Source organism: Streptomyces sp. GDS52, assembly GCF_052246875.1.
In the GTDB taxonomy this organism is placed as follows: domain Bacteria; phylum Actinomycetota; class Actinomycetes; order Streptomycetales; family Streptomycetaceae; genus Streptomyces; species Streptomyces cathayae.
The window spans coordinates 5,590,617-5,612,341 of the sequence record NZ_CM125966.1; the positions used below are offsets into that span (position 1 = coordinate 5,590,617).

At 69.2% G+C, this 21,725-nt stretch carries 16 protein-coding genes and 1 tRNA gene; 6 read left to right on the top strand and 11 right to left on the bottom strand.

Annotation, left to right across the window (positions count from 1 at the left end):
* Nucleotides 1-30 precede the first annotated feature (30 nt).
* Nucleotides 31-930: a hypothetical protein gene (locus tag ACTWJ9_RS25480; protein WP_387039649.1), complete on the bottom strand. Its 900-nt coding sequence runs from the start codon at nt 928-930 to the stop codon at nt 31-33.
* A gap of 124 nt (nt 931-1,054) precedes the next feature.
* On the opposite strand from ACTWJ9_RS25480, the gene ACTWJ9_RS25485 reads away from it, so the two are divergent.
* The 3 genes from ACTWJ9_RS25485 to pyk all read left to right on the top strand — a co-directional run bounded on the left by ACTWJ9_RS25485 (nt 1,055) and on the right by pyk (nt 5,723).
* A complete protein-coding gene (locus tag ACTWJ9_RS25485; protein WP_387039651.1) occupies nt 1,055-1,417 on the top strand; it encodes a chorismate mutase in 363 nt (120 codons plus the stop codon).
* Nucleotides 1,418-1,521: 104 nt separating this feature from the next.
* Complete coding sequence (gene pepN, locus ACTWJ9_RS25490; RefSeq protein WP_387039653.1) at nt 1,522-4,035, top strand: aminopeptidase N; 2,514 nt, start codon at nt 1,522-1,524, stop codon at nt 4,033-4,035.
* Nucleotides 4,036-4,286: 251 nt separating this feature from the next.
* Entirely contained in the window at nt 4,287-5,723 is a 1,437-nt protein-coding gene (pyk, locus tag ACTWJ9_RS25495) for a pyruvate kinase (protein WP_279336600.1), read from the top strand.
* Nucleotides 5,724-5,741: 18 nt separating this feature from the next.
* On the opposite strand, the gene ACTWJ9_RS25500 is transcribed toward pyk, so the two are convergent.
* The gene (locus tag ACTWJ9_RS25500) at nt 5,742-6,497 is read right to left on the bottom strand and encodes a helix-turn-helix domain-containing protein (protein ID WP_279336601.1); all 756 of its coding nucleotides are present in this window, start codon (nt 6,495-6,497) and stop codon (nt 5,742-5,744) included.
* 105 nt (nt 6,498-6,602) lie between these two features.
* A tRNA-Leu gene (locus ACTWJ9_RS25505) sits at nt 6,603-6,677 on the bottom strand.
* A 104-nt stretch (nt 6,678-6,781) separates the two neighbouring features.
* Here ACTWJ9_RS25505 and ACTWJ9_RS25510 point away from each other — a divergent pair.
* The gene (locus ACTWJ9_RS25510; RefSeq protein ID WP_279336602.1) at nt 6,782-7,438 is read left to right on the top strand and encodes an ANTAR domain-containing response regulator; all 657 of its coding nucleotides are present in this window, start codon (nt 6,782-6,784) and stop codon (nt 7,436-7,438) included.
* A 72-nt stretch (nt 7,439-7,510) separates the two neighbouring features.
* Here ACTWJ9_RS25510 and ACTWJ9_RS25515 read toward each other — a convergent pair whose 3' ends face one another.
* The 7 genes from ACTWJ9_RS25515 to ACTWJ9_RS25545 all read right to left on the bottom strand — a co-directional run bounded on the left by ACTWJ9_RS25515 (nt 7,511) and on the right by ACTWJ9_RS25545 (nt 17,388).
* Nucleotides 7,511-8,227: an ABC transporter ATP-binding protein gene (locus ACTWJ9_RS25515; RefSeq protein ID WP_279336603.1), complete on the bottom strand. Its 717-nt coding sequence runs from the start codon at nt 8,225-8,227 to the stop codon at nt 7,511-7,513.
* Complete coding sequence (locus ACTWJ9_RS25520; RefSeq protein WP_387039659.1) at nt 8,224-9,210, bottom strand: ABC transporter ATP-binding protein; 987 nt, start codon at nt 9,208-9,210, stop codon at nt 8,224-8,226. The genes ACTWJ9_RS25515 and ACTWJ9_RS25520 overlap by 4 nt, the downstream gene beginning before the upstream one ends.
* A gap of 3 nt (nt 9,211-9,213) precedes the next feature.
* Entirely contained in the window at nt 9,214-11,043 is a 1,830-nt protein-coding gene (locus ACTWJ9_RS25525; RefSeq protein WP_443294814.1) for a branched-chain amino acid ABC transporter permease, read from the bottom strand.
* A gap of 5 nt (nt 11,044-11,048) precedes the next feature.
* Entirely contained in the window at nt 11,049-11,981 is a 933-nt protein-coding gene (locus tag ACTWJ9_RS25530; RefSeq protein WP_279336606.1) for a branched-chain amino acid ABC transporter permease, read from the bottom strand.
* A gap of 100 nt (nt 11,982-12,081) precedes the next feature.
* Nucleotides 12,082-13,314, bottom strand: coding sequence for a branched-chain amino acid ABC transporter substrate-binding protein (locus ACTWJ9_RS25535; RefSeq protein ID WP_279336607.1), 1,233 nt, complete (start codon nt 13,312-13,314; stop codon nt 12,082-12,084).
* Nucleotides 13,315-14,485: 1,171 nt separating this feature from the next.
* Nucleotides 14,486-14,977 carry a PaaI family thioesterase gene (locus ACTWJ9_RS25540; RefSeq protein ID WP_279336608.1) on the bottom strand — a complete coding sequence of 164 codons (492 nt, stop codon included), beginning with the start codon at nt 14,975-14,977 and terminating at the stop codon, nt 14,486-14,488.
* An 86-nt stretch (nt 14,978-15,063) separates the two neighbouring features.
* On the bottom strand, nt 15,064-17,388 hold the full coding sequence (locus tag ACTWJ9_RS25545) for an FdhF/YdeP family oxidoreductase (RefSeq protein WP_443294815.1): 2,325 nt from the start codon (nt 17,386-17,388) through the stop codon (nt 15,064-15,066).
* A 185-nt stretch (nt 17,389-17,573) separates the two neighbouring features.
* Between ACTWJ9_RS25545 and polA the strand changes: the two genes are divergently transcribed.
* Nucleotides 17,574-20,300: a DNA polymerase I gene (gene polA, locus ACTWJ9_RS25550; RefSeq protein ID WP_443294816.1), complete on the top strand. Its 2,727-nt coding sequence runs from the start codon at nt 17,574-17,576 to the stop codon at nt 20,298-20,300.
* 163 nt (nt 20,301-20,463) lie between these two features.
* The gene (locus tag ACTWJ9_RS25555; protein ID WP_279336611.1) at nt 20,464-20,859 is read left to right on the top strand and encodes a hypothetical protein; all 396 of its coding nucleotides are present in this window, start codon (nt 20,464-20,466) and stop codon (nt 20,857-20,859) included.
* Here ACTWJ9_RS25555 and ACTWJ9_RS25560 read toward each other — a convergent pair.
* Nucleotides 20,801-21,661, bottom strand: coding sequence for a DUF4184 family protein (locus ACTWJ9_RS25560; RefSeq protein WP_279336612.1), 861 nt, complete (start codon nt 21,659-21,661; stop codon nt 20,801-20,803). The two genes, ACTWJ9_RS25555 and ACTWJ9_RS25560, sit on opposite strands and share 59 nt — an antisense overlap.
* Nucleotides 21,662-21,725: the final 64 nt, after the last annotated feature.

Here is a 21,725-nt window from a genome sequence, read left to right on the forward strand (position 1 = left end):
GCCGTAGACACCCACCCCGGACACCCACCCCTACGTGTCGCACTCCAGCACCGTCCGGCACAACCCGCACCGCACCCGCACCCGCCCCCGCACCGCGACCCTGATCCGCTGATGACAGGTAGGACACGGAAACGACACCCGCAACGCCCCCTCACCGTCACCACCGGACGTGAAGCTGTACGGCACACCCCCCGGAACCGACGGGACCGCCGCAAGAGCCTGCCGCCGGTCCCGCGCGTACCGCCGACGCCCCACCCAGCCGGCCGCCGTCAACGGCGGCTGCTGTCCGTCCCGCCGCGCCAGCTCCATCCCCCTCACATACGCCGCATAAGCCTGCGCACTGGTGAACCACACCGACGGATCCTCACCGAACACCAGCGACCGCTTCGCCAGCACATACCCGAACTCCTCCGGCGTGAGATACCCCAGCTTCTGCGACGACACCCCGTCCTCCCGGAACGCGTCCAGCAGCAGCCACCCCGCCCCCAGATACGTCGCCGCCGTGTCCGTCAGGATCTCGTTGTCCCGCGTACCGGGGAACGACAACCCCAGACGATGCAGATACACATGCATCACCTCATGCGCCAGCGCCGCCCCGATATCCCGCCGATGCGTCCGGAACCGGTCATTCAGCTCCACGAAATACTCCGGACCGGCCGCAAGCTCCACATTCGCCGCATGCCGCATCTCACGAAAACCGACGATCAACCGCGCATCCGGCAACCGATAGTGCCGCACCAGCTCCCGCGCCACCCGCTGCGCCCCCAGATGAAGATCATCCAGATCGCCGAACGCCACATCCACCGGAGCCACACTGGTCGAGAACGACCGCACCGTGTCGTACGACAGACGCCGGTACACCGCCGTGACGGCCGACCGCACCGTCTCCAGATGCGGAAAGCCATGCTCCACCGGCCCGTCGTTCGCCACGCCTCACCCCCAAGACGCCAGAAACCGGTTCCACCCTACGGCCCCGCCCCGACAACCGCCCCCGACCGTCCACACCCCGAACACCACACCCCCCGCCCACCACCGCCCCGTAGGCTGCCACCCCATGACCACCAGCAACACCGGTACCGGAGACATCGACCCCGCAGTCCGCGAGGAACTCACCCGGTTGCGCGACAGCATCGACAACATCGACGCCGCCGTCGTCCACATGCTCGCCGAACGCTTCAAATGCACCCAGCAGGTCGGCCGCCTCAAAGCCCGCCACCACCTGCCACCCGCCGACCCCACCCGCGAAAGCCGGCAGATCACCCGACTGCGCACCCTCGCCGAGAACGCCAAACTCGACCCGGCCTTCGCCGAGAAATTCCTCAACTTCATCATCGCCGAGGTCATCCGCCACCACGAACACATCGCCGACACCACCACCAAAAACACCCCCGGCGACTCCACACCCCCCACCGACTGACACCCCCGAAAACCCGCAGAGGCGCGCATCGGGGAGCCCCGACAACACCGGGCATACGCCGCGTACCGATCCGCCTCTGTGCCACACCACCGACATCGGGCAGCATGGCCTGCATGTCCGTACTGACGCGCGACGAAGCGCACAACCGAGCACAGCTCCTCGACGTCCACCGCTACACGATCGAACTCGATCTCACCACCGGTGACGACACCTTCGACTCCCGCACCCAGATCCGCTTCACCGTCCTCACCGACCAGGACGACACGGACACCTTCGTCGAAGTCAAGCCCGCCGAGCTGCGCTCCGTCACCCTCGACGGACACCCCCTCGACCCCGACACCCTCCACGGCAACCGACTGCCGCTCAAGGGCCTCACCCCCGGCGAACACGAACTCCACGTCGACGCCACCATGCACTACTCCCGCACCGGCGAAGGCATGCACCGCTTCACCGACCCCGCCGACGGCGAGACCTACGTCTACACCCAACTCTTCATGGACGACGTCCAACGCGTCTTCGCCGCCTTCGACCAACCCGACCTCAAAGCCGTCTTCGAGATGACCGTCACCGCCCCCCACCACTGGACCGTCCTCGCCAACGGCATCACCCGACACCTCGGCCAAGGCCGCTGGAAAGCAGCCCCCACCCCCCTCATCTCCACCTACCTCGTCGCCGTCGCCGCAGGCCCCTGGCACACCGTCCGCACCGAACACCGCGGCCTGCCCTTCGCCCTCCACTGCCGCCGCTCCCTCGCCCCCCACCTCGACACCGACGCCGACGAACTCCTCGACATCACCCGCGCCTGCTTCGACCGCTACCACGAAAAATTCCAGGAACCCTACCCCTTCGACTCCTACGACCAGGCATTCGTCCCCGAATTCAACGCCGGCGCCATGGAAAACCCCGGACTCGTCACCTTCCGCGACGAATTCGTCTTCCGCTCCGCCGTCACCGACACCCAACGCCAGACCCGCGCCATGGTCATCGCCCACGAAATGGCCCACATGTGGTTCGGCGACCTCGTCACTCTCACCTGGTGGGACGACATCTGGCTCAACGAGTCCTTCGCCGAATACATGGGCTACCAGACCACCGCCGAAGCCACCCGCTTCGCCGACACCTGGACCGACTTCGGCATCACCCGCAAACCCTGGGGCTACGACGCCGACCAACGCCCCTCCACCCACCCCGTCGCCCCCGAAAACGTCCAGGACACCGCCTCCGCCCTCCTCAACTTCGACGGCATCTCCTACGCCAAGGGCGCCTCCGCACTACGCCAACTCGTCGCCTGGCTCGGCGAGAAGGACTTCCTCGCCGGCATCAACACCCACATCGACCGGCACAAATTCGCCAACGCCACCCTCGCCGACTTCATCGACTCCCTCGCCTCCGCCACCGACCGCGACGTCCACGCCTGGGCCGACGCCTGGCTCCGCACCACCGGCGTCGACACCCTCACCCCCCACCTCCACACCGACAACGGACACCGGCACCTCACCGTCCGCCGCGCGGACGACGACAGCCGCCCCCACCGCATCACCCTCGGCCTCTACGACCACGACCTCGACGACACCCGCGGCCTCACCCTCCGCACCCGCCTGGAAGCCGACCTCCCCTCCCACGGCGACACCACCCTCAGCGCCCCGGGCCCACGCCCCGCCCTCCTCGTCCTCAACGACGGCGACCTCACCTACGCCAAGATCCGCTTCGACGACCACTCCTTCCGGACCATCCGCACCCACCTGTCCGGACTGCCCGACCCCCTCACCCGCGCCGTCGTCTGGAACGCCCTGCGCGACGCCGTCCGCGACGGCGACCTCCCCGCCGCCACCTACCTCGACATCGCCCGCACCCACCTCCCGCACGAAACCGACCCCGCCCTCGTCCAGGGCGCCCTCACCTTCGCCACCACCCACATCGCCGGCCGCTACACCACCCCCGAACAACGACCCGCCGCCCTCACCACCCTCACCGACCTGTGCCGCGACCTCATCCGCCGCACCGAGGACGGCGACCACCCCGACCTGCGCCTCATCGCCGTACGCCACCGCATCGACACCGCCGCCCACCCCGACACCATCGCCGCCTGGCTTGCCGACGGCACCGTCCCCGGCGGCCCCGAACTCGACCCCGAACTCCGCTGGCGCATCCTCACCCGCCTCGCCGTCCTCGACGCCACCGACGAAGCCGCCATCGCCGCCGAACTCGCCCACGACCCCAGCGCCACCGGCCAGGAAGGCGCCGCCCGCTGCCGCGCCGCACTGCCCCACGAAGACACCAAGGCCCGCGCCTGGGACGCCATGTTCCACACCGACGACCTGTCCAACTACCTCTTCACCGCCACTGCCCAGGGCTTCTGGCAACCCGAACAGGCCGACCTCGTACGCCCCTACGTCGCCCGCTACTACAAGGACGCCGTCGCCCTCGCCGCCCGCCGCGGCCCCGCCATCGCCGAAGCCGCCGGCCACTGGGCCTTCCCCGTCCACGCCGTCGACCCCGAAACCCTCCGCCTCGGCGAGAAATGCCTCCGCAAGGCCGACCCGACCCCCGCCCTCCGCCGCAAACTCGTCGACCAGCTCGACGACCTGGCCCGAGCACTGCGCGTACGCCAGGCATAACCCGCGAACGACACGGACGCTTTGCCGTCGGGGGCGCCGCACCGCACGGAACCCCCGACCATGCGAACTCATGACCGGCATACGACCAACATATGACTGACCTACGACCGGCTTATGAGTAGCAGTCATGAATGCTCATACGAGCATCCGGTCGCACAATTCAACCCTTGCCCATAAGCATTCATGAGCAGTCCGCCGAACGGACACATACGACCTCATCGCTACCCATCGGTAAGCCCTAGGCTCACACCATGCGCCGAGCAAAAATCGTCTGCACGCTGGGGCCCGCCACCGACACATACGACCAGATCAAACACCTGGTCGACGCCGGAATGGACGTCGCCCGACTCAACCTCAGCCACGGCACCCACGCCGAGCACGAGGAGCGCTACCACCGCGTACGAAAGGCCGCCGACGAAACCGGCCGCAGCGTCGGCCTCCTCGCCGACCTCCAAGGCCCGAAAATCAGACTCGGCCACTTCACCGAAGGCCCCGTACTCCTCGAACGCGGCGACACCTTCACCATCACCGTCGAAGACGGCGCCCAAGGCGACCGCCACAGCAGCGGCACCACCCACGCCGGCCTCGCAGACGACGTCACCCCCGGCGAACGCATCCTCATCGACGACGGCAGAGTCACCCTCGAAGTCACCGGCGTCGACGGCCCCCGCGTCCGCACCACCGTCATCGAAGGCGGCATGGTCTCCGACCACAAAGGCCTCAACCTCCCCGGCGTCGCCGTCTCCGTCCCCGCCCTCTCCAAAAAAGACGAAGACGACCTCCGCTGGGCCCTGCGCACCGGATTCGACGTCATCGCCCTCTCCTTCGTACGCAGCGGACGCGACATCAAGGACGTCCACCGCATCATGGAGGAAGAAGGCCGCCGGCTCCCCGTCATCGCCAAAATCGAAAAACCCCAGGCCGTCGAGAACATCGACGACATCGTGGCCGCCTTCGACGCCGTGATGATCGCCCGCGGAGACCTCGGCGTCGAAATGCCACTCGAACAAGTCCCCATCGTTCAAAAACGCGCCATCAAACTCGCCAAACGCAATGCCAAACCGGTCATCGTCGCCACCCAAATGCTCGACTCGATGATCGACAACGCCCGCCCCACCCGCGCCGAAGCCTCCGACGTCGCCAACGCCGTCCTCGACGGCGCCGACGCCGTCATGCTCTCCGGCGAGACCAGCGTCGGCAAACACGCCATCCGCACCGTCCGCACCATGGCCCGCATCATCGAAGCAGCAGAGGAGGACCTCCTCGCCAAAGGCCTCCCACCCCTCACCGAACGCAACAAACCCCGCACCCAGGGCGGCGCCGTGGCCCGCGCGGCAGCGGAAATCGGCGACTTCCTCGACGCCAGGTTCCTCGTCGCCTTCACCCAGTCCGGCGACACCGCCCGACGCCTCTCCCGCTACCGCTCACCCATCCCCCTCCTCGCCTTCACCACCGACCCCGCCACCCGCTCCCGGCTCAGCCTCACCTGGGGCGTCGAAACCTTCCTCGGCCCCCACGTCGACACCACCGACGCCATGGTCGACCAGGTCGACGAGCTCCTCCTGCGGTACGCCCGCTGCGAGAAGGGCGACACGGTCGTCATCACGGCCGGCTCCCCTCCGGGAGTCCCCGGCACGACCAACCTCGTCCGCGTCCACCACATCGGCGAGGACGACACCCTCAAGTAGCCTCACCGGGGCCCCGGTTCAGTACTTGGGCCCCACATGACGGTCCATGAGGGCGACGGAGGCCTTCTTGGCGACGGAGATGTTGAAGGGGGCACCGCCCCGGGTGCAGTGCGTCCACTCGACACCGAGCCGGTCCAGGGCATCGGTGTACAGCCTCCGGATGTCGTCCGACTTGTTGGTGAAGAAGTACCGGGGGTACTCGTAGCGCTTCCGCTCACCGCCGACCACCCGGGTGGTCCAGTTGGTGATCCGGCACCCGTCGGAGTGAACGAGACCGCGGACGAACTCCCACGGGTGAGCGTCGACGACGGCCCGCTGCCAGGGCTCGAGGACGATCAGGCGCTCGTGCTTCTTGCCCGGGCCGTGCTGGGGGAAGAGTTGTGGCCAGTAGGGGGAGTAGCTGGTGACTGCCACACAGCCCTGCTTCGGCTGGACGTAGATGCCGATGCCGGGGCGGACTCGGCAAATGGCTTCACGGCACTGTTCGATCAACCCTGGCCACGCGTCCGCGCAGGCGATCCGCAGGTAGTAGCCGGAACGCGGGTGCGCGCTGATGCAGCCATCGCCGAGGTAGAGGCCCAGAAGATAGGTGTAGGCGTACTCATCGGCAGGTGGCCCTGGGGCGGGAGACGTCATTCGAGGCAGGGGCTCCAGGCGGTGCTGCCAGGACCTGATCGCGGCGCGCGAGATGCCTGTCTCGTGGCTCACCGAGTTGAGACTGCGGCCCTGGGCCACCAGGGCGAGTGCTTGCTTGCGAGTGCTGAGGTCGTACATGTGCACACCGTGCGCCAATGACCGCAGTGACACGCAATAAAAGGCGGACGTTCACGCGAACGTGGACACTGACCCGGGAGCGTAATCTTGGAAACGAAGGAAAAGTGCCCCGGGTGGGATTCGAACCCACACTGTCGGTGGTTTGAGCACCGCTTCTCTAACCAGTTGGAATACCGGGGCCTATGAAACGAAGGTTGGCGGTCACCCGCCGTGCCCCCACCTTACCGCAGCTGGGTACGCTCTTGTCAGCAGTACCGGTCTGCCCCGCACCAAGGAGCCCCCACGTGAGCGTCCCCGAGTTGCCCCAGCCAGTAGACGCGTCCGACGACGACAAGTCGCACGTGCCTCCGATGACGACGCGCGTCGTCATCGCCGAGGACGAGGCGCTGATCCGGCTCGATCTCAAGGAGATGCTGGAGGAGGAGGGGTACACCGTCGTCGGTGAGGCCGGTGACGGTGAGCGGGCGGTGGAGCTGGCGCGGGAGCACCGGCCGGATCTGGTGATCCTCGATGTGAAGATGCCGAAGCTGGACGGTATCTCGGCGGCGGAGAAGATCGCCGAGGAGAGTATCGCGCCGGTGTTGATGCTGACGGCGTTCTCGCAGCGTGATCTGGTGGAGCGGGCGCGGGACGCGGGGGCGATGGCGTATCTGGTGAAGCCGTTCTCGAAGAGTGATGTGGTGCCGGCGATCGAGATGGCGGTGTCGCGGTTCACGGAGTTGCGGGAGCTGGAGCGTGAGGTCGCGGATCTGAGTCTGCGGCTGGAGACGCGGAAGCTGGTGGACCGGGCGAAGTCGGTGTTGCAGACGGTGTACGGGCTGTCGGAGCCGGCGGCGTTCCGGTGGATCCAGAAGACGTCGATGGATCGGCGGATGTCGATGCAGCAGGTGGCGCAGGCGGTCATCGACGACGCGGCGGAGAAGAAGGCGGCGAAGGGTTAGAGGTGGGTATGGGTGAGGCCCGCGTTCCCTGGTGGGGGCGCGGGCCTCGGGGTTTTCCGGGGTGGGTGGGGGTCAGTCGACGCCGAGGTAGGCCTTGCGGACGGATTCGTCGTGGAGGAGGTTCTGTCCGGTTCCGGAGAGGACGATGTTGCCGACTTCCATGACGTGGCCGTGGTCGGCGAGGGAGAGGGCGGCCTGGGCGTTCTGTTCGACGAGCAGGATGGTGGTGCCCTGGGCCTTGAGTTCGGCGATGGTGGCCATGATTTTCTGCATCATGATCGGTGAGAGGCCCATGGAGGGTTCGTCGAGCATGAGGAGTTTGGGCTGGGACATGAGTGCCCTGCCCATGGCGAGCATTTGTTGTTCTCCGCCGGAGAGGGTGCCTGCGGCCTGCTTGCGGCGTTCTCCGAGGATGGGGAAGAGGTCGTAGGAGCGTTGGATGTCCTTCTCGATGCCTGCCTTGTCGTTGCGGAGGAAGGCGCCGAGGCGGAGGTTGTCCTCGATGGACATGCGGGGGAAGATGTGCCGGCCTTCGGGGGAGTGGGCGAGGCCGAGGGCGACGATGTCGTGCGCCGGGGTTTTCTTGAGTGATTTGCCGTTGAACTTGATCTGGCCGCCGACCGGCTTGAGGAGGCCGGAGAGGGTGCGCAGGGTGGTGGTTTTGCCGGCGCCGTTGGTGCCGATGAGGGTGACGACTTCGCCGGCTTCGACCTTGAAGGAGATCCCCTTGACGGCTTGGATCTTGCCGTAGGCGACTTTGAGGTCTTCGACTTCGAGGAGTGCGGTCATCGGTCGTTCTCCTTGCCGGGCGCGGCGTCCGTGGTGGCCTCGGCGGCATCGGCGTCTGTCGTGGTTTCGGCCGCTGTCCCGGCCTCTGCCTCGGCCTGGGTCTCGGCCTGCGTCTCGGCCTGTGCTTCGGCTCTCTCGACCTCGGCGATCTCCTCCTCGCCGGGCGCTCCTTCGAAGGGCTCGCCGAGGTAGGCGGCGATGACGCGTTCGTCCTGCTGGACGGTGGCGCTGTCGCCTTCGATGAGCTTTTCGCCCTGGACGAGTACGGCGACGCGGTCGCAGAGGTTCATGATGAACCGCATGTCGTGCTCGATGACGAGGATGGCGATGCCCATGTCCCGGATGGCGAAGATCAGTTCTTCGGTGGCGCGGGTTTCCTGCGGGTTCATGCCGGCGGTGGGCTCGTCGAGGAGCAGCAGGCCGGGTTCGCTGGCCAGGGCGCGGGCGATCTCGAGTTTGCGCTGTTCGCCGTAGGGCAGATTGCGTGAGAGGTGGTCGGCCTTGTGGGCGAGGCCGACGAACTCGAGGAGTTCCATGGCGCGTTCGCGGGAGGCGGCTTCGGCCTTGTGGAAGCCGGGGCCGCGCAGCAGGGCGGACCAGAGTCCTTCCTTGGTGCGGGTGTGCCGGCCGACGAGCACGTTTTCCAGGACCGTCATGTTGGCGAACAGGCGGATGTTCTGGAAGGTGCGGGCGATGCCGGCCGCGGTGACCTTGAAGGACTTGGGCGGCAGGACCTTGTCCTTGTAGCGGACTTCGCCCTCGGTGGGGATGTAGAGGCCGGTCAGGCAGTTGAAGAAGGTGGTCTTGCCGGCACCGTTGGGGCCGATGAGTCCGACGATCTCGCCGCTGTTGACGGTGAGGTCGACTCCGCGTACGGCGGTGAGGCCGCCGAAGCGCATGGTGACGCCCCGTGCGTCGAGGACGGTCTCGCGGGGGGCGGTCGCGTCGGGCGTGGCGCCCTGGGTGGTGGTGTCGGTTGTCATGGGTCAGACCCCTGCCTTGCTGAGGGCTGCGGGCGCTTCCGTGTTCTCGTGGAACTCGAGCTGGCGGCGCCGGTTGGGGATGAGGCCCTCCGGGCGGAAGCGCATGAGCAGGACGAGTGCGAGACCGAAGGCCAGGAGTTGGTAGTCGCCGAGGAACTGGAGCTTGGCCGGGATGAGGTAGAGCAGGGCTGCGCCGACGAGCGGGCCGCTGATGGTGCCCATGCCGCCGAGGACGACCGCGGCGAGCAGGAAGGCAGAGTTGGGCGGGACGACGTGGGCGAACATGTACTGCTCGGGGGTCACGGTGTAGGTGACGTGGGCCTGGACGGCGCCGGCGAGGCCGGCCAGGGTGGCGCCGAGGGCGAAGGCGACGAGCTTGACGCGGAAGCCGTTGATGCCCATGGCGCGTGCGGCGGTCTCGTCCTCGCGGACGGCGATCCAGGCGCGGCCGATGCGGGAGTCGCTGCTGCGCCGGAAGACGATCACGACGACCAGTGTGATGAGCAGCATCAGCAGGAAGTAGTTGGCGAAGCGGCCGATGGTGAATCCGAGGAGGGTGTGTTCCTGGCCGAAGTCGAAGCCGAGGATGTTCAGGTTCGGGATGGAGGAGATGCCGGCGGAGCCGTTGGTGATGTCGGGTCCGGAGGTGCCGTCGGTGTTGAGGACGGCGATGCGGAAGATCTCACCGAAGCCGAGGGTGACGATGGCGAGGTAGTCGCCGCGCAGCCGCAGGGTGGGGGCGCCGATGAGGACGCCGAAGATCATGGAGACCAGGGCGCCGAGCAGTGCCGAGGCCCAGAACGGCATCTGGATGTGCAGGGGTGAGGAGGGTGAGCCGGAGACCAGGGCGGCGGTGTAGGCGCCGACGCCGAGGAAGGCGACGTATCCGAGGTCGAGGAGGCCGGCGAGGCCGACGACGATGTTCAGGCCGAGTGCGACGGTGGCGAAGATCAGGATGTAGACGCCGATGGTGGCGTACTGGTCGTCGGACTGGGTGAAGGGGAAGGCGGCGGCGGCGACGAAGGCGCCGATCATGGTGATGTTGCGGTGCTTGGAGGTGATCGCCGAGATGCGGGCCACCAGTCCGGCCTTGAGGAGTGCGGTGAAGCAGAGGCCGACGGTGATGAGGAAGCCGATGAAGAGTTCGTCGTACGCGGTGCCGATGCCGTAGGTGAAGACGGTGAGGCCGATGGCCATGGCCGCGATGATGATGAGGATCTCGGCGTAGGAGGGGAGTTTGCCGAGGGGGCGGATGGTGCCGGTGGCGAAGGCTGCCTGCAGTTGCCTCTTGCCGTGGGCTGTTGTGTGCTTGAACTGGTTCCAGCCGCTGTCCTCGGGGTCGATGGGGTCGGGGTCGGGGCGCTCGAAGGGGAGGGCCAGGGCGCCGAGGAGGGCGGTGAGGCTGGCGGCGGCGGCGAGGTAGCCGCCGGGTTCCAGGTTGACGACGCCGCCGAGTTTCACGCTGATGGCGAGCACCGTGTACCAGGTGGTGCCGAAGGCGGCGAGGGCCGCGAGTTTGATGGCCGCGTCGGCGCCGGCGGGGGTGGCCCAGCCGAGGCCCTTGACGCTGTAGGAGGAGAGGGCGAAGAGGGCGGTCAGGGCTCCGCCGATGAGGACGAGTACCTGGAGGCCGCCGGGGTAGCCATAGACGGTGAGGTCGCCGGGGAAGGCGGAGGTCCAGGTCCAGGCGAGGAAGGCGGAGGCGACGGTCAGGAGGGCGCCGCCGGTGGCCAGGGCGCGGCCGATGTGTTCCGGGAGGGGGATGAGCCCGGTGGGTGCGCTGCCGGTGGTGGGGGCGTTGGGGGTTTCGGGTGCGGTGATCTGTGTGGTCATCGGTGTCACGCCCTGTCCGCGACGCGCTCGCCGAGCAGGCCCTGTGGCCGGAACAGCAGCACGAGGATGAGGAGTACGAACGCCCAGACGTCGGCCCAGGACTGGCTGCCGAACTGGTGCATGCCGGGGATGTCGGAGATGTAGGCGGTGGCGAGGGTTTCGGCGACGCCGAGGACGAGGCCGCCGATCATGGCGCCGTAGATGTTGCCGATGCCGCCGAGGACTGCCGCGGTGAAGGCCTTGAGGCCGAGGATGAAGCCCATGCGGAATTCGATCTGGCCGTACTTGAGGCCGTAGGCGACACCGCCGACGGCGGCGAAGGTGGCGCCGAGGGCGAAGGCGACCACGATGATGCGGTCGGTGTTGACGCCCATGAGCTTGGCGGTGTCGGGGTCCTGGGCGGTGGCCTGCATGCCGCGTCCCGTACGGGTCTTCATGACGAAGTAGCCGAGGATGGCCATGCTGATCGGGGCGGCGCAGAAGACGAAGATGTCACCGGTCTGGATGGTGACGCTGCCGATCTCGAAGGGGCCTCCGTCGATCTGCGGGAAGGTGCGGGCGGACTTGGCTTCCGGGTACCAGGCCCACACCGCCTGCTGCAGGGCGAGGGAGAGACCGATGGCGGTGATCAGGGGCGCCAGGCGTGGGCCGCCGCGCAGGGGGCGGTAGGCGAACCGTTCCGCCCCCATGGCGACGAGGACGGCGACGATGATGGCGCCGAGGAGCATGAGCGGCAGCGCGATCCACATGGACGTGCCGTTCGGAAGTACCCACAGGTAGACCGAGAGTGCGCCGAAGGCGCCGGTCATGAAGATCTCGCCGTGGGCGAAGTTGATGAGCTGGACGATGCCGTAGACCATTGTGTAGCCGATGGCGACCAGCCCGTACATGGATCCCAGTAGCAGGCCGTTGACCAGCTGCTGCGGCAGTTCGTTCACCGCATGTCCTCCGAGACTTTCGGATGTTCGACGGATGCGAGCACGCGCGGGGCGCCAGTGGAACAGCGCCCCGCGCGGCTGGTTGAGTGGTAGGGCTCGGTCAGCCCGTGAAGGTACCGGACTTGACGGGCACGAAGGCTCCGTCCTCGACCTTGTAGACGGTGAGCTGCTTGTTGGTGGCGTCACCGAACTCGTCGAAGGAGACCTGGCCGGTCACTCCGTCGAAGGAGACGTTCTGCATGGCCTCGGTGACCTTGGCGCGGGCGTCGGAGGGCAGCTTGCCGCCGTTGTCCTCGACGACCTTCTTGACGGCCTCGATGATGGCCCAGGCGGAGTCGTAGGAGTAGCCGCCGTAGGCCGAGTACTCGTCCTTGTAGCCGGCGTCCTTGTAGTCGGCCACGAACTTCTTGGCGGAGTCGAGTTCCTCGACCGGGGCGCCGACGGAGGTGGCGAGGTCGCCGGTGCTGTCGGGGCCGGCCAGTTTGACGAAGTCGGCGTCGTTGATGCCGTCGCCGCCGACGAGCGGGATCTTGGCGCCGGCGGCCTTGATCTGCTTGCTGAGCGGGCCGGCCTGCGGGTACTCGCCGCCGTAGTAGACGACGTCCGCGCCGGACTTCTTCACCTTGGTGGCGACCGCGGAGAAGTCCTTGGTGTCGGGGTTGATGTGCTCGGTGCCGACGACCTTGCCGCCGAGCTTCTTGAACTCCTCGGTGAAGGTGCCGGCGAGGCCCGCGCCGTAGGTCTTCTTGTCGTCGATGACGAAGACCTTCTTCTTCTTGGCGTCGTTGTAGACGTACTGCGCGGCGAACGGGCCCTGGACGGCGTCCGTGGTCGAGGTGCGGAAGTAGGCCTTGTACTGGCGCACCTTCTTGGTCTGCCAGTCGGGGCCCTGGCTGAGGGAGGGGCCGGTGTTGGCGGGGGAGACCTGGACGAGCTTCGCGTCGTCGAAGACCTTCTGCATGGACTCGGAGACGGAGGTGTTGAGGGGGCCGACGGCGCCGAGGACGGTCTTGTCGGCGACGAGTTTGACGGCGTTCTGCTGGCCCGAGGAGGGCTGTGCCTGGTCGTCGAGGGCCACGATCTTGAAGGTGACGCCCTTGACGAAGTTCTGCTTGTTGGCAGTCTTGGCGGCCAGGTCGGCGGAGTTCTTGATGCCGAGCCCCAGTGCGGACAGGTCGCCGGTCAGCGGGGCGTCGACGCCGATGGTGACGGTGGTGGTGCCGCCGTTGCCGGAGTCCGGTCCCTCGTCTCCGCCTCGTGAGCCGCAGGCGGTGAGGGTGAGCGCTCCCGCTGACAGCGCGGCGGTGATGGCGATGAGCGAACGTTGACGCACGATCCAGTCCTTTCCCCTGACGGGCGTTTCCCGGTGGAAACGGCCGAGTCGAGCGCTGGGCCGAAGTGACAATCAGGCGGCGCGGTGACTGGCCGTGACTCTAAGCGGGTGTGGGGAATGCGGAGGAGGGTCTGGCCAAGGCTGTGACTCTCTTGTTATGACACGACGTATTGCAGAGCGGTATTCCGTGGGGGGTACGGCGGAATTACATCCGTTTTGCGCTGTCCGGATCATGAGAAACCGCAGGACCGGACGGGAGGAGTTCAGGTGTGTCAGGGGTTTTGGTGATTACCTGAAATCGTTGCTGCAGGCGACCTGTCGGGCTTGGGGGGAGATCCTGTGCGGGGCGGGGGCCGCAGGTGGGGCCGTGGGTCCGTATCGCACGCGTATTACGTAGAGTTACGCCCGGAAGGGCTGTCCGGCGCCCCGGCGATTCTTCGCATTCCGTGGCGTGCGGGGTGATGGTGATCTTGTGTACGGGGCCTGATTTTGTCCGGAAAGGGGCGCCCGGATCGGGGGTCGGGGCGGGTGTCGCGGGTGGCTGGAAATGTATGGATGACGGCGACGGAATAGCTGTATTCTGCACGGAGTTTGGCGGTGAGTCCGGAATTCCGTTTACCCCCTCCCGGGCTTGTGGCCTGCGGTTTCAGGGGGGTGATAGCGGTCACTTCGGGCGGGAACGGCGGGGGTGCTCCACGGCGTGCGGTGCGGGCCGGAAGGTGCGGGGGGAGAGGTGGAACGGCCGAGTCACTGGTCCCGTCGCGAGGTTCCGCGGGGCGAGGCCGGTCAATGCCGGTGCACTTCGGCCGGTTTGTTCGCGCGGCGCCGCTCGGCGCGGGACTCGCTCGGCTGACGGCGGGTCAGGTCGCGGGTGGCCGGTCGGCCTTGGGGTTCACCGGCGGGACGCGCGACGGCCACGGCGTCGCAGGATGCCGTCACGGGCCGCAGTCGGCGGCCGGGACGGCCGCCCGGAGCGGCACCGCGGTGGGCAGGGGCCGAAGGCCCGCACGGCGGGCCGGGAGGCGCCTTTCGCTTCATGTCCCGAACGGTGGAGCGCCCGCCCGCCACCGGCTGCCCGCCACCCGTGGCGGGCGGCGGTGCGGGCCGTGGCGGTGCCGGGAAACGGGTGCGGGGGCGGCCGCACGGCCGCCCCCGCACCCTCACGCGCCGGTCAGCCGGTGGCGCCGGCCGCCCGCTCGGCGTCGCCCGGGTTCACGTCCCGCAGCAGACAGGTCAGGCGCGCGGTGCACAGCCGCCTGTCGGCCTCGTCGCTGATGACGATCTCGTACGTCGCCGTGGACCGCCCCCGGTGCACCGGGGTGGCGACGCCGGTGACCAGGCCGGAGCGGGCGCCCCGGTGGTGGGTGCAGTTGAGGTCGACGCCCACGGCGATCCTGGTGGCACCGCCGTGCAGCATCGACCCCACCGAGCCCAGGGTCTCGGCCAGTACGGCGGAGGCGCCGCCGTGCAGCAGCCCGTAGGGCTGGGTGTTGCCCTCCACCGGCATCGTCCCGACGACCCGCTCGGCCGAGGCCTCCAGGATCTGCACGCCCATGCGCGTACCGAGATGGCCCGCGGAGAAGAGTGCCTGCAGATCCACGCCGAGCGCGGTGTACTCGTCGATGACCTCTTGCGGGAACTTCACGTGCTGCTGCTCTCCCATGGGGCCCGGCTCCGTTCGTCGTGATCACTGCGGCATACGGCACTGCGGCACCGCCAGGGCCGCGGCGGTGGCCACTGAGCAAACGCTCAGTCGGCCGCCGATTGTTCCAGACGGACCACGACGGACTTGCTGGCCGGGGTGTTGCTGGTGTCCGCGGTCGCGTCCAGCGGCACCAGGACGTTGGTCTCCGGGTAGTACGCGGCGGCGCAGCCGCGGGCCGTCGGGTAGTGCACCACGCGGAAACCGGGCGCCCGGCGTTCCTCGATGATGTCGCGGTCGTCGCGGTCGTCGCGGTCGTCGCCGTTCCCGCTGCCCTTCCACTCGCTGACCAGGTCGACGTACGAGCCGTCCGCGAGCCCCAGTTCCCGCGCGTCCTGCGGGTTGACGAACACCACGCGGCGGCCGTTCTTGATGCCCCGGTAGCGGTCGTCCAGGCCGTAGATCGTGGTGTTGTACTGGTCGTGCGAGCGCAGTGTCTGCAGCAGCAGCCGCCCCTCGGGCAGTTCGGGGTACTCCACCGGCGCGGCGGTGAAGTTGGCCTTGCCGGTGGCGGTGGGGAAGCGCCGTTCGTCGCGCGGGGCGTGGGGGAGGGCGAACCCTCCGGGGTGCGCCACGCGCGCGTTGAAGTCCTCGAAGCCGGGGATCACGCGCGCGATGCGGTCGCGGATCGTCGCGTAGTCCTTCTCGAACTCCTCCCAGGGGACCTTGCTGTCCGCGCCGAGGACCCGGCGGGCCAGCCGGCACACGATGGCCGGTTCGGACAGCAGCTGCCCGCTCGCCGGTTCGAGGCGGCCGCGGGAGGCGTGCACCATGCCCATGGAGTCCTCGACCGTCACGAACTGCTCGCCACCGTCCTGCAGGTCGCGTTCGGTGCGGCCCAGGGTCGGCAGGATCAGGGCGCGCGCACCGGTGACGGCGTGCGAGCGGTTCAGCTTGGTCGACACGTGCACGGTCAGCCGGGCCCGGCGCATCGCGGCCTCGGTGACCTCCGTGTCGGGGGAGGCGGCGACGAAGTTGCCGCCCATGGCGAAGAACACCTTCGCCTTCCCGTCGCGCAGCGCGCGGATGGCCCGTACGACGTCGTAGCCGTGCTCGCGCGGGGGCGTGAAGCCGAACTCCTTCTCCAGGGCGTCCAGGAACTCCGGTGCGGGCCGTTCGAAGATGCCCATGGTGCGGTCGCCCTGGACGTTGGAGTGGCCGCGCACCGGGCAGACGCCCGCGCCGGGGCGGCCGATGTTGCCGCGCAGCAGCAGGAAGTTGACGATCTCGCGGATCATGGGAACGGAGTGCTTGTGCTGGGTGAGGCCCATCGCCCAGCACACGATGACGCGCTTCGACGCGAGGACCATGCGCAGGCACTGCTCGATGTCGTCGCGGGTGAGGCCGGTCGCGGCGAGTGTCGCGTCCCAGTCGGCGGCGCGGGCGGCCTCGGCGAACTCCTCGTAGCCGTGCGTGTGTTCGCGGACGAAGTCCTCGTCGACGGCGCCGGGCGTGTCGACGATCAGCTTGTTGAGGATGCGGAAGAGGGCCTGGTCGCCGCCGAGGCGGATCTGCAGGAACAGGTCGGTCAGGGCGGTGCCGGTGGCGAGGCCCTTGGGGGTCTGCGGGTTCTTGAAGCGCTCCAGGCCCGCCTCGGGCAGCGGGTTGACGGTGATGATCCGCGCGCCGTTCGCCTTGGCCTTCTCCAGGGCGGACAGCATGCGGGGGTGGTTGGTGCCGGGGTTCTGTCCGGCGACGATGATCAGGTCGGACTTGTAGAGGTCCTCCAGCAGGACGCTGCCCTTGCCGACGCCGATCGTCTCGGACAGGGCGGAGCCGGAGGACTCGTGGCACAGGTTCGAGCAGTCGGGCAGGTTGTTGGTGCCGAGTTCGCGCGCGAAGAGCTGGTAGAGGAAGGCGGCCTCGTTGCTGGTGCGTCCGGAGGTGTAGAAGAGGGCCTCGTCGGGGGAGCCGAGGGCGGTGATCTCCTCGGCGACGATGTCGAAGGCGCGCTCCCAGGTGACGGGCTCGTAGCGGTCGCCGCCCTCGGGGAGGTACACGGGGCGGGTCAGGCGGCCCTGCTGGCCCAGCCAGTAGCCGCTGCGGCCGGCCAGGTCGGCGACGGGGTGCGCGGCGAAGAACTCGGGAGTGACCCGGCGCAGGGTGGCCTCCTCGGCCACGGCCTTCGCGCCGTTCTCGCAGAACTCCGCGGTGTGCCGGTGCTCCGGCTCGGGCCAGGCGCAGCCCGGACAGTCGAAGCCGTCCTTCTGGTTGACGTCGAGCAGGGTCAGCGCCGTCCGCTTCAGGCCCATCTGCCGGTGCGCCATGCGCAGGCTGTGGCCGATCGCCGTGAGGCCCGCGGCCGCGCGTTTCGGCTCGGTGACCTGCGGCGCGTCCTGGACCGGATCACCCTTGGGCGGTTTGGTGGCCATCGCGCACTCCTCTTCGCGTACACGTGTGACGTACGCCTCCGATCCTCGCACGCGGCGGTGACGGCGACGGGGGCCGGGCGGAGGCCGGAGGATTCGGGGCCGGTGCGGGTGGTCCCGGTGCCGGGGGGCGTCCCGGGGTACGGGGGCGGGGCCGAGTGTCAGTGGCGCGTGGCAGGATCGGGGGCGTGGCAGAGACAGCAGCGAAGAAGACCGACCAGACCTCCGGCGAGGCCCGTCCGCGACTGATGCTCATGGACGGGCACTCGCTGGCCTACCGCGCGTTCTTCGCGCTGCCCGTGGAGAACTTCACGACCGCGACGGGCCAGCCGACGAACGCGATCTACGGTTTCGCGTCGATGCTGGCGAACACGCTGCGCGACGAGGCGCCCACCCACTTCGCGGTGGCCTTCGACGTCTCCCGCAAGACCTGGCGGTCGGCGGAGTTCCCCGAGTACAAGGCGAACCGCTCCAAGACACCGGACGAGTTCAAGGGACAGGTCGAGCTGATCGGTGAGCTGCTCGACGCGATGAGCGCCCCGCGCTTCGCCGTCGAGGGCTTCGAGGCGGACGACGTCATCGCCACGCTCGCCACCCGGGCCGAGGCCGAGGGCTTCGACGTGCTGATCGTCACCGGCGACCGGGACTCCTTCCAGCTGGTCTCCGAGCACACCACGGTGCTGTACCCGACCAAGGGTGTCTCCGAGCTGACCCGGTTCACCCCGGAGAAGGTGGTCGAGAAGTACGGGCTGACGCCCGCGCAGTACCCGGACTTCGCGGCGCTGCGCGGCGACCCGTCCGACAACCTGCCCGGCATTCCCGGCGTCGGTGAGAAGACGGCGGCGAAGTGGATCAACCAGTTCGGTTCCTTCGCGGACCTCGTCGAGCGGGTCGACGAGGTCAAGGGCAAGGTCGGGCAGAATCTGCGCGACCACCTGGAGTCGGTCAAGCTCAACCGCCGCCTCACCGAGCTGGAGCGGCAGGTCGAGCTGGGCAGGGACGTCACCGACCTGGAGCGGACCGCCTACGACCGCAAGGCCGTCGCGATGGTCCTGGACACCCTGGAGATCAGGAACCCGTCGCTGCGCGAGCGGCTCTTCGCCGTCGACCCCGGTGCGCAGGAGCCCGAGGCGGCCCCGGTCGTCGCGGACGGGGTGGAGCTGGACGGCACCGTCCTGGGCGCGGGCGAGCTGGCCGGCTGGCTCGCCGAGCACGGCACCGCGCCCCTCGGCGTCGCCACGGTCGACACCTGGGCGCTGGGGGCCGGCTCGGTCGCCGAGGTCGCCCTGGCGGCGGCCGCGGGGCCGGCCGCCTGGTTCGACCCGGCCGAGCTGGACGAGGGCGACGAGCGGGCGTTCGCCGCATGGCTCGCCGACGCGGAGCGGTCCAAGGTGTTCCACAACGCCAAGGGCGCGATGCGGGTCTTCGCCGAGCACGGCTGGAGCATCCGGGGCGTCTCCATGGACACCGCGCTCGCCGCCTACCTGGTCAAGCCGGGCCGCCGCTCCTTCGACCTGGACGCGCTGTCCCTGGAGTACCTGCACCGCGAGCTGGAGCCCGCCGCCGCGGCCGACGGCCAGCTGGCCTTCGGCGCGGACGACACCGCCGAGGCCGAGGCGCTGATGGTGCAGGCCCGCGCGGTCCTCGACCTGGGCGAGGCCTTCGAGGACCGTCTGACGGAGGTGGGCGCCGCGGATCTGCTGCGGGACGTGGAGCTGCCGACGTCCGTCCTGCTGGCCCGCATGGAGCGGCACGGCATCGCGGCGGACCGGACCCACTTCGAGGGCATGGAGCAGATGTTCGCGGGCGCCGTGCAGCAGGCCGTGCAGGAAGCGCACGCGGCGGCGGGACACGAGTTCAACCTGGGCTCGCCCAAGCAGCTCCAGGAGGTCCTCTTCGGTGAACTCGGCCTGCCGAAGACGAAGAAGACCAAGACCGGGTACACCACCGACGCCGACGCCCTGGCCTGGCTGGCGGGCCGGACCGACAACGAACTGCCGGTGATCATGCTCCGGCACCGTGAGCAGGCGAAGCTGCGCGTCACCGTCGAGGGGCTGATCAAGACCATCGCCGCGGACGGCCGCATCCACACCACGTTCAACCAGACGGTCGCCGCCACCGGCCGCCTGTCGTCGACCGACCCGAACCTGCAGAACATCCCGGTCCGTACCGACGAGGGCCGCGCGATCCGTCGCGGGTTCGTCGTCGGGGAAGGCTTCGAGTCGCTGATGACGGCGGACTACAGCCAGATCGAACTGCGGGTGATGGCGCACCTCTCCGAGGACGCCGGACTCATCGAGGCGTTCACCTCCGGCGAGGACCTGCACACCACCGCCGCCGCGCAGGTGTTCGCGGTCGAGCAGTCCGCGGTCGACGCGGAGATGCGCCGCAAGATCAAGGCGATGTCGTACGGCCTCGCGTACGGGCTGTCCGCCTTCGGCCTCTCCCAGCAGCTGAACATCGAGGCGGCCGAGGCCCGCGCCCTGATGGACGCGTACTTCGAGCGGTTCGGCGGGGTGCGGGACTACCTGCGCCGCGTGGTCGACGAGGCTCGGGCGACGGGTTACACGGCGACCCTCTTCGGCCGCCGGCGCTACCTGCCCGACCTCAACAGCGACAACCGCCAGCGCCGCGAGGCGGCCGAGCGGATGGCGCTGAACGCGCCGATCCAGGGCACGGCGGCGGACATCGTCAAGATCGCCATGCTGAACGTGGACCGGGCGCTGCGCGAGGCGGACCTCACGTCCCGGATGCTCCTCCAGGTCCACGACGAAATCGTCCTGGAGATCGCCCCCGGCGAGCGCCCGGCCGCGGAAGAGCTGATCCGCCGGGAGATGGCCGCCGCGGTCCGGCTCCGCGTCCCCCTGGGTGTCTCGATCGGCGCGGGCCCGGACTGGGAGTCGGCGGCGCACTAGCCCTGCCGGGCGGAGTCGGCGGGCCGTGCCGGAGGGCGCCCGATGGCGTCCTCCGGCACGACCCCGTCCTCGGCTTCGTCCTCGGCTTCGTCCCCTGAGGGGTCTCACCCGCGTGGACCTCGCGGGCAGGCCGTCGCGGGGGCCGGGCGCCAGGATGCGGGGCATGGGTATACGCATGCTTCACCGCAGAGCGGGGCCCCCGCCGACCGACGCCGACGGACCCACCCTCGAGGCGTTCTCGCCGGTTCCGGTCTTCGCGGCCACCGCAAGTACCGCCCGTACTCCCGCCCCCCTGACGACCGCGTTGCGCCGCGTCGGCCGATGGTGCACCGGCCGCGGGGCCGCCGCACCGTCCGCCCCGTCGCCCGGTGCCGGCGAGCCGCCCCCGTGGCGGCTGTGGGCCGAGCTGACCCGCAGCTATCTGGCGCTCACCCTCACCCTGCTGCCCCGCCCCCGCCCCGTCCGTACCGTCACCGTGTTCGTGGCGGCCGGGGAGCCCCTCAGCGTGCGGCCGTACGGCTCGGCCGCCCCGTACCGGCGTCATCGGGGTCCCCGGTGACCGGGGCCGGACGCAGCGCCCTGACCGCCACGGCGTACAGCGGCAGCGCGGTCACGAGCCCGGCGCCCGCCCCGAAACACACCGTGGGAATCAGCTCCCAGGGCTTCGCGGTCGCACCCCAGTAGTCCCACCACCGCGCGGCCCGATGCACGGCCCCCACCAGCGCACAGCCGCCGAGCAGCGCGGCGGCCCCCCACCGGTCGGCAGCGGACAGCGTCGCCACCCCCGCCGGCGCGGACCGGGGCGCCGCCCGCTTCAGCGCCCGTGCCAGGAACACGACGATCACCACCGCGGCCACCGCCGAACCGCCGTACTGCAGATACCAGTACAGCGGTGAGCCCGCGATCTCCCGTCCCAGGACGGGAAAGACCCGCATCCCCCACCGGTCGAGGTGCGTGAAGGCGTCCCACACCACATGCGTCAGCGCACCGAGCACGGCCGAGACGTACCAGCGCGCCACCAGGGAGGCCCGCACCCGCGCGGGCGGCGTGCCGCAGCGCAGCAGGGCGGACGTCCGCCCCTGCCAGGGCCGCGGCAGCAGCGCCACGAGCGGTTCGCGGATCAGGAGCCACAGACCCACCAGCGCCCAGGCGATGCACACATCCACGGTCAGGACGCCCGGGAACGAGTGGGTGAAGTCCCCGAACTCCATCGCTCCGGACAGGACACTGGCCGCGTAGTAGGTCAGGTCCGGGGCGAGACTGCCCGCCACGAGAACGGCCGGCACCAGGGGGCCCCGGCCGGTCCCGTCGGTTCGTACGGCGGGCAGGACCGCCGCCGCATGGCTCAACGTGAAGGGCAACTCGGCTCCTCGGAGGGCTCGTTGACCGGGCCGGTCGGTCCCGGTGCTCGGCGGACCACAGTAT

What these genes read in the sequence shown, in the direction of transcription:
- ACTWJ9_RS25520 (WP_387039659.1), bottom strand. Translation starts at nt 9,210, where the DNA reads ATGACAACCGACACCACCACCCAGGGCGCCACGCCCGACGCGACCGCC.
- ACTWJ9_RS25525 (WP_443294814.1), bottom strand. Translation starts at nt 11,043, where the DNA reads ATGACCACACAGATCACCGCACCCGAAACCCCCAACGCCCCCACCACC.
- pyk (WP_279336600.1), top strand. Translation starts at nt 4,287, where the DNA reads ATGCGCCGAGCAAAAATCGTCTGCACGCTGGGGCCCGCCACCGACACA.
- ACTWJ9_RS25545 (WP_443294815.1), bottom strand. Translation starts at nt 17,388, where the DNA reads ATGGCCACCAAACCGCCCAAGGGTGATCCGGTCCAGGACGCGCCGCAG.
- pepN (WP_387039653.1), top strand. Translation starts at nt 1,522, where the DNA reads ATGGCCTGCATGTCCGTACTGACGCGCGACGAAGCGCACAACCGAGCA.
- ACTWJ9_RS25485 (WP_387039651.1), top strand. Translation starts at nt 1,055, where the DNA reads ATGACCACCAGCAACACCGGTACCGGAGACATCGACCCCGCAGTCCGC.
- ACTWJ9_RS25500 (WP_279336601.1), bottom strand. Translation starts at nt 6,497, where the DNA reads ATGTACGACCTCAGCACTCGCAAGCAAGCACTCGCCCTGGTGGCCCAG.
- ACTWJ9_RS25540 (WP_279336608.1), bottom strand. Translation starts at nt 14,977, where the DNA reads ATGGGAGAGCAGCAGCACGTGAAGTTCCCGCAAGAGGTCATCGACGAG.
- ACTWJ9_RS25555 (WP_279336611.1), top strand. Translation starts at nt 20,464, where the DNA reads ATGGGTATACGCATGCTTCACCGCAGAGCGGGGCCCCCGCCGACCGAC.
- ACTWJ9_RS25515 (WP_279336603.1), bottom strand. Translation starts at nt 8,227, where the DNA reads ATGACCGCACTCCTCGAAGTCGAAGACCTCAAAGTCGCCTACGGCAAG.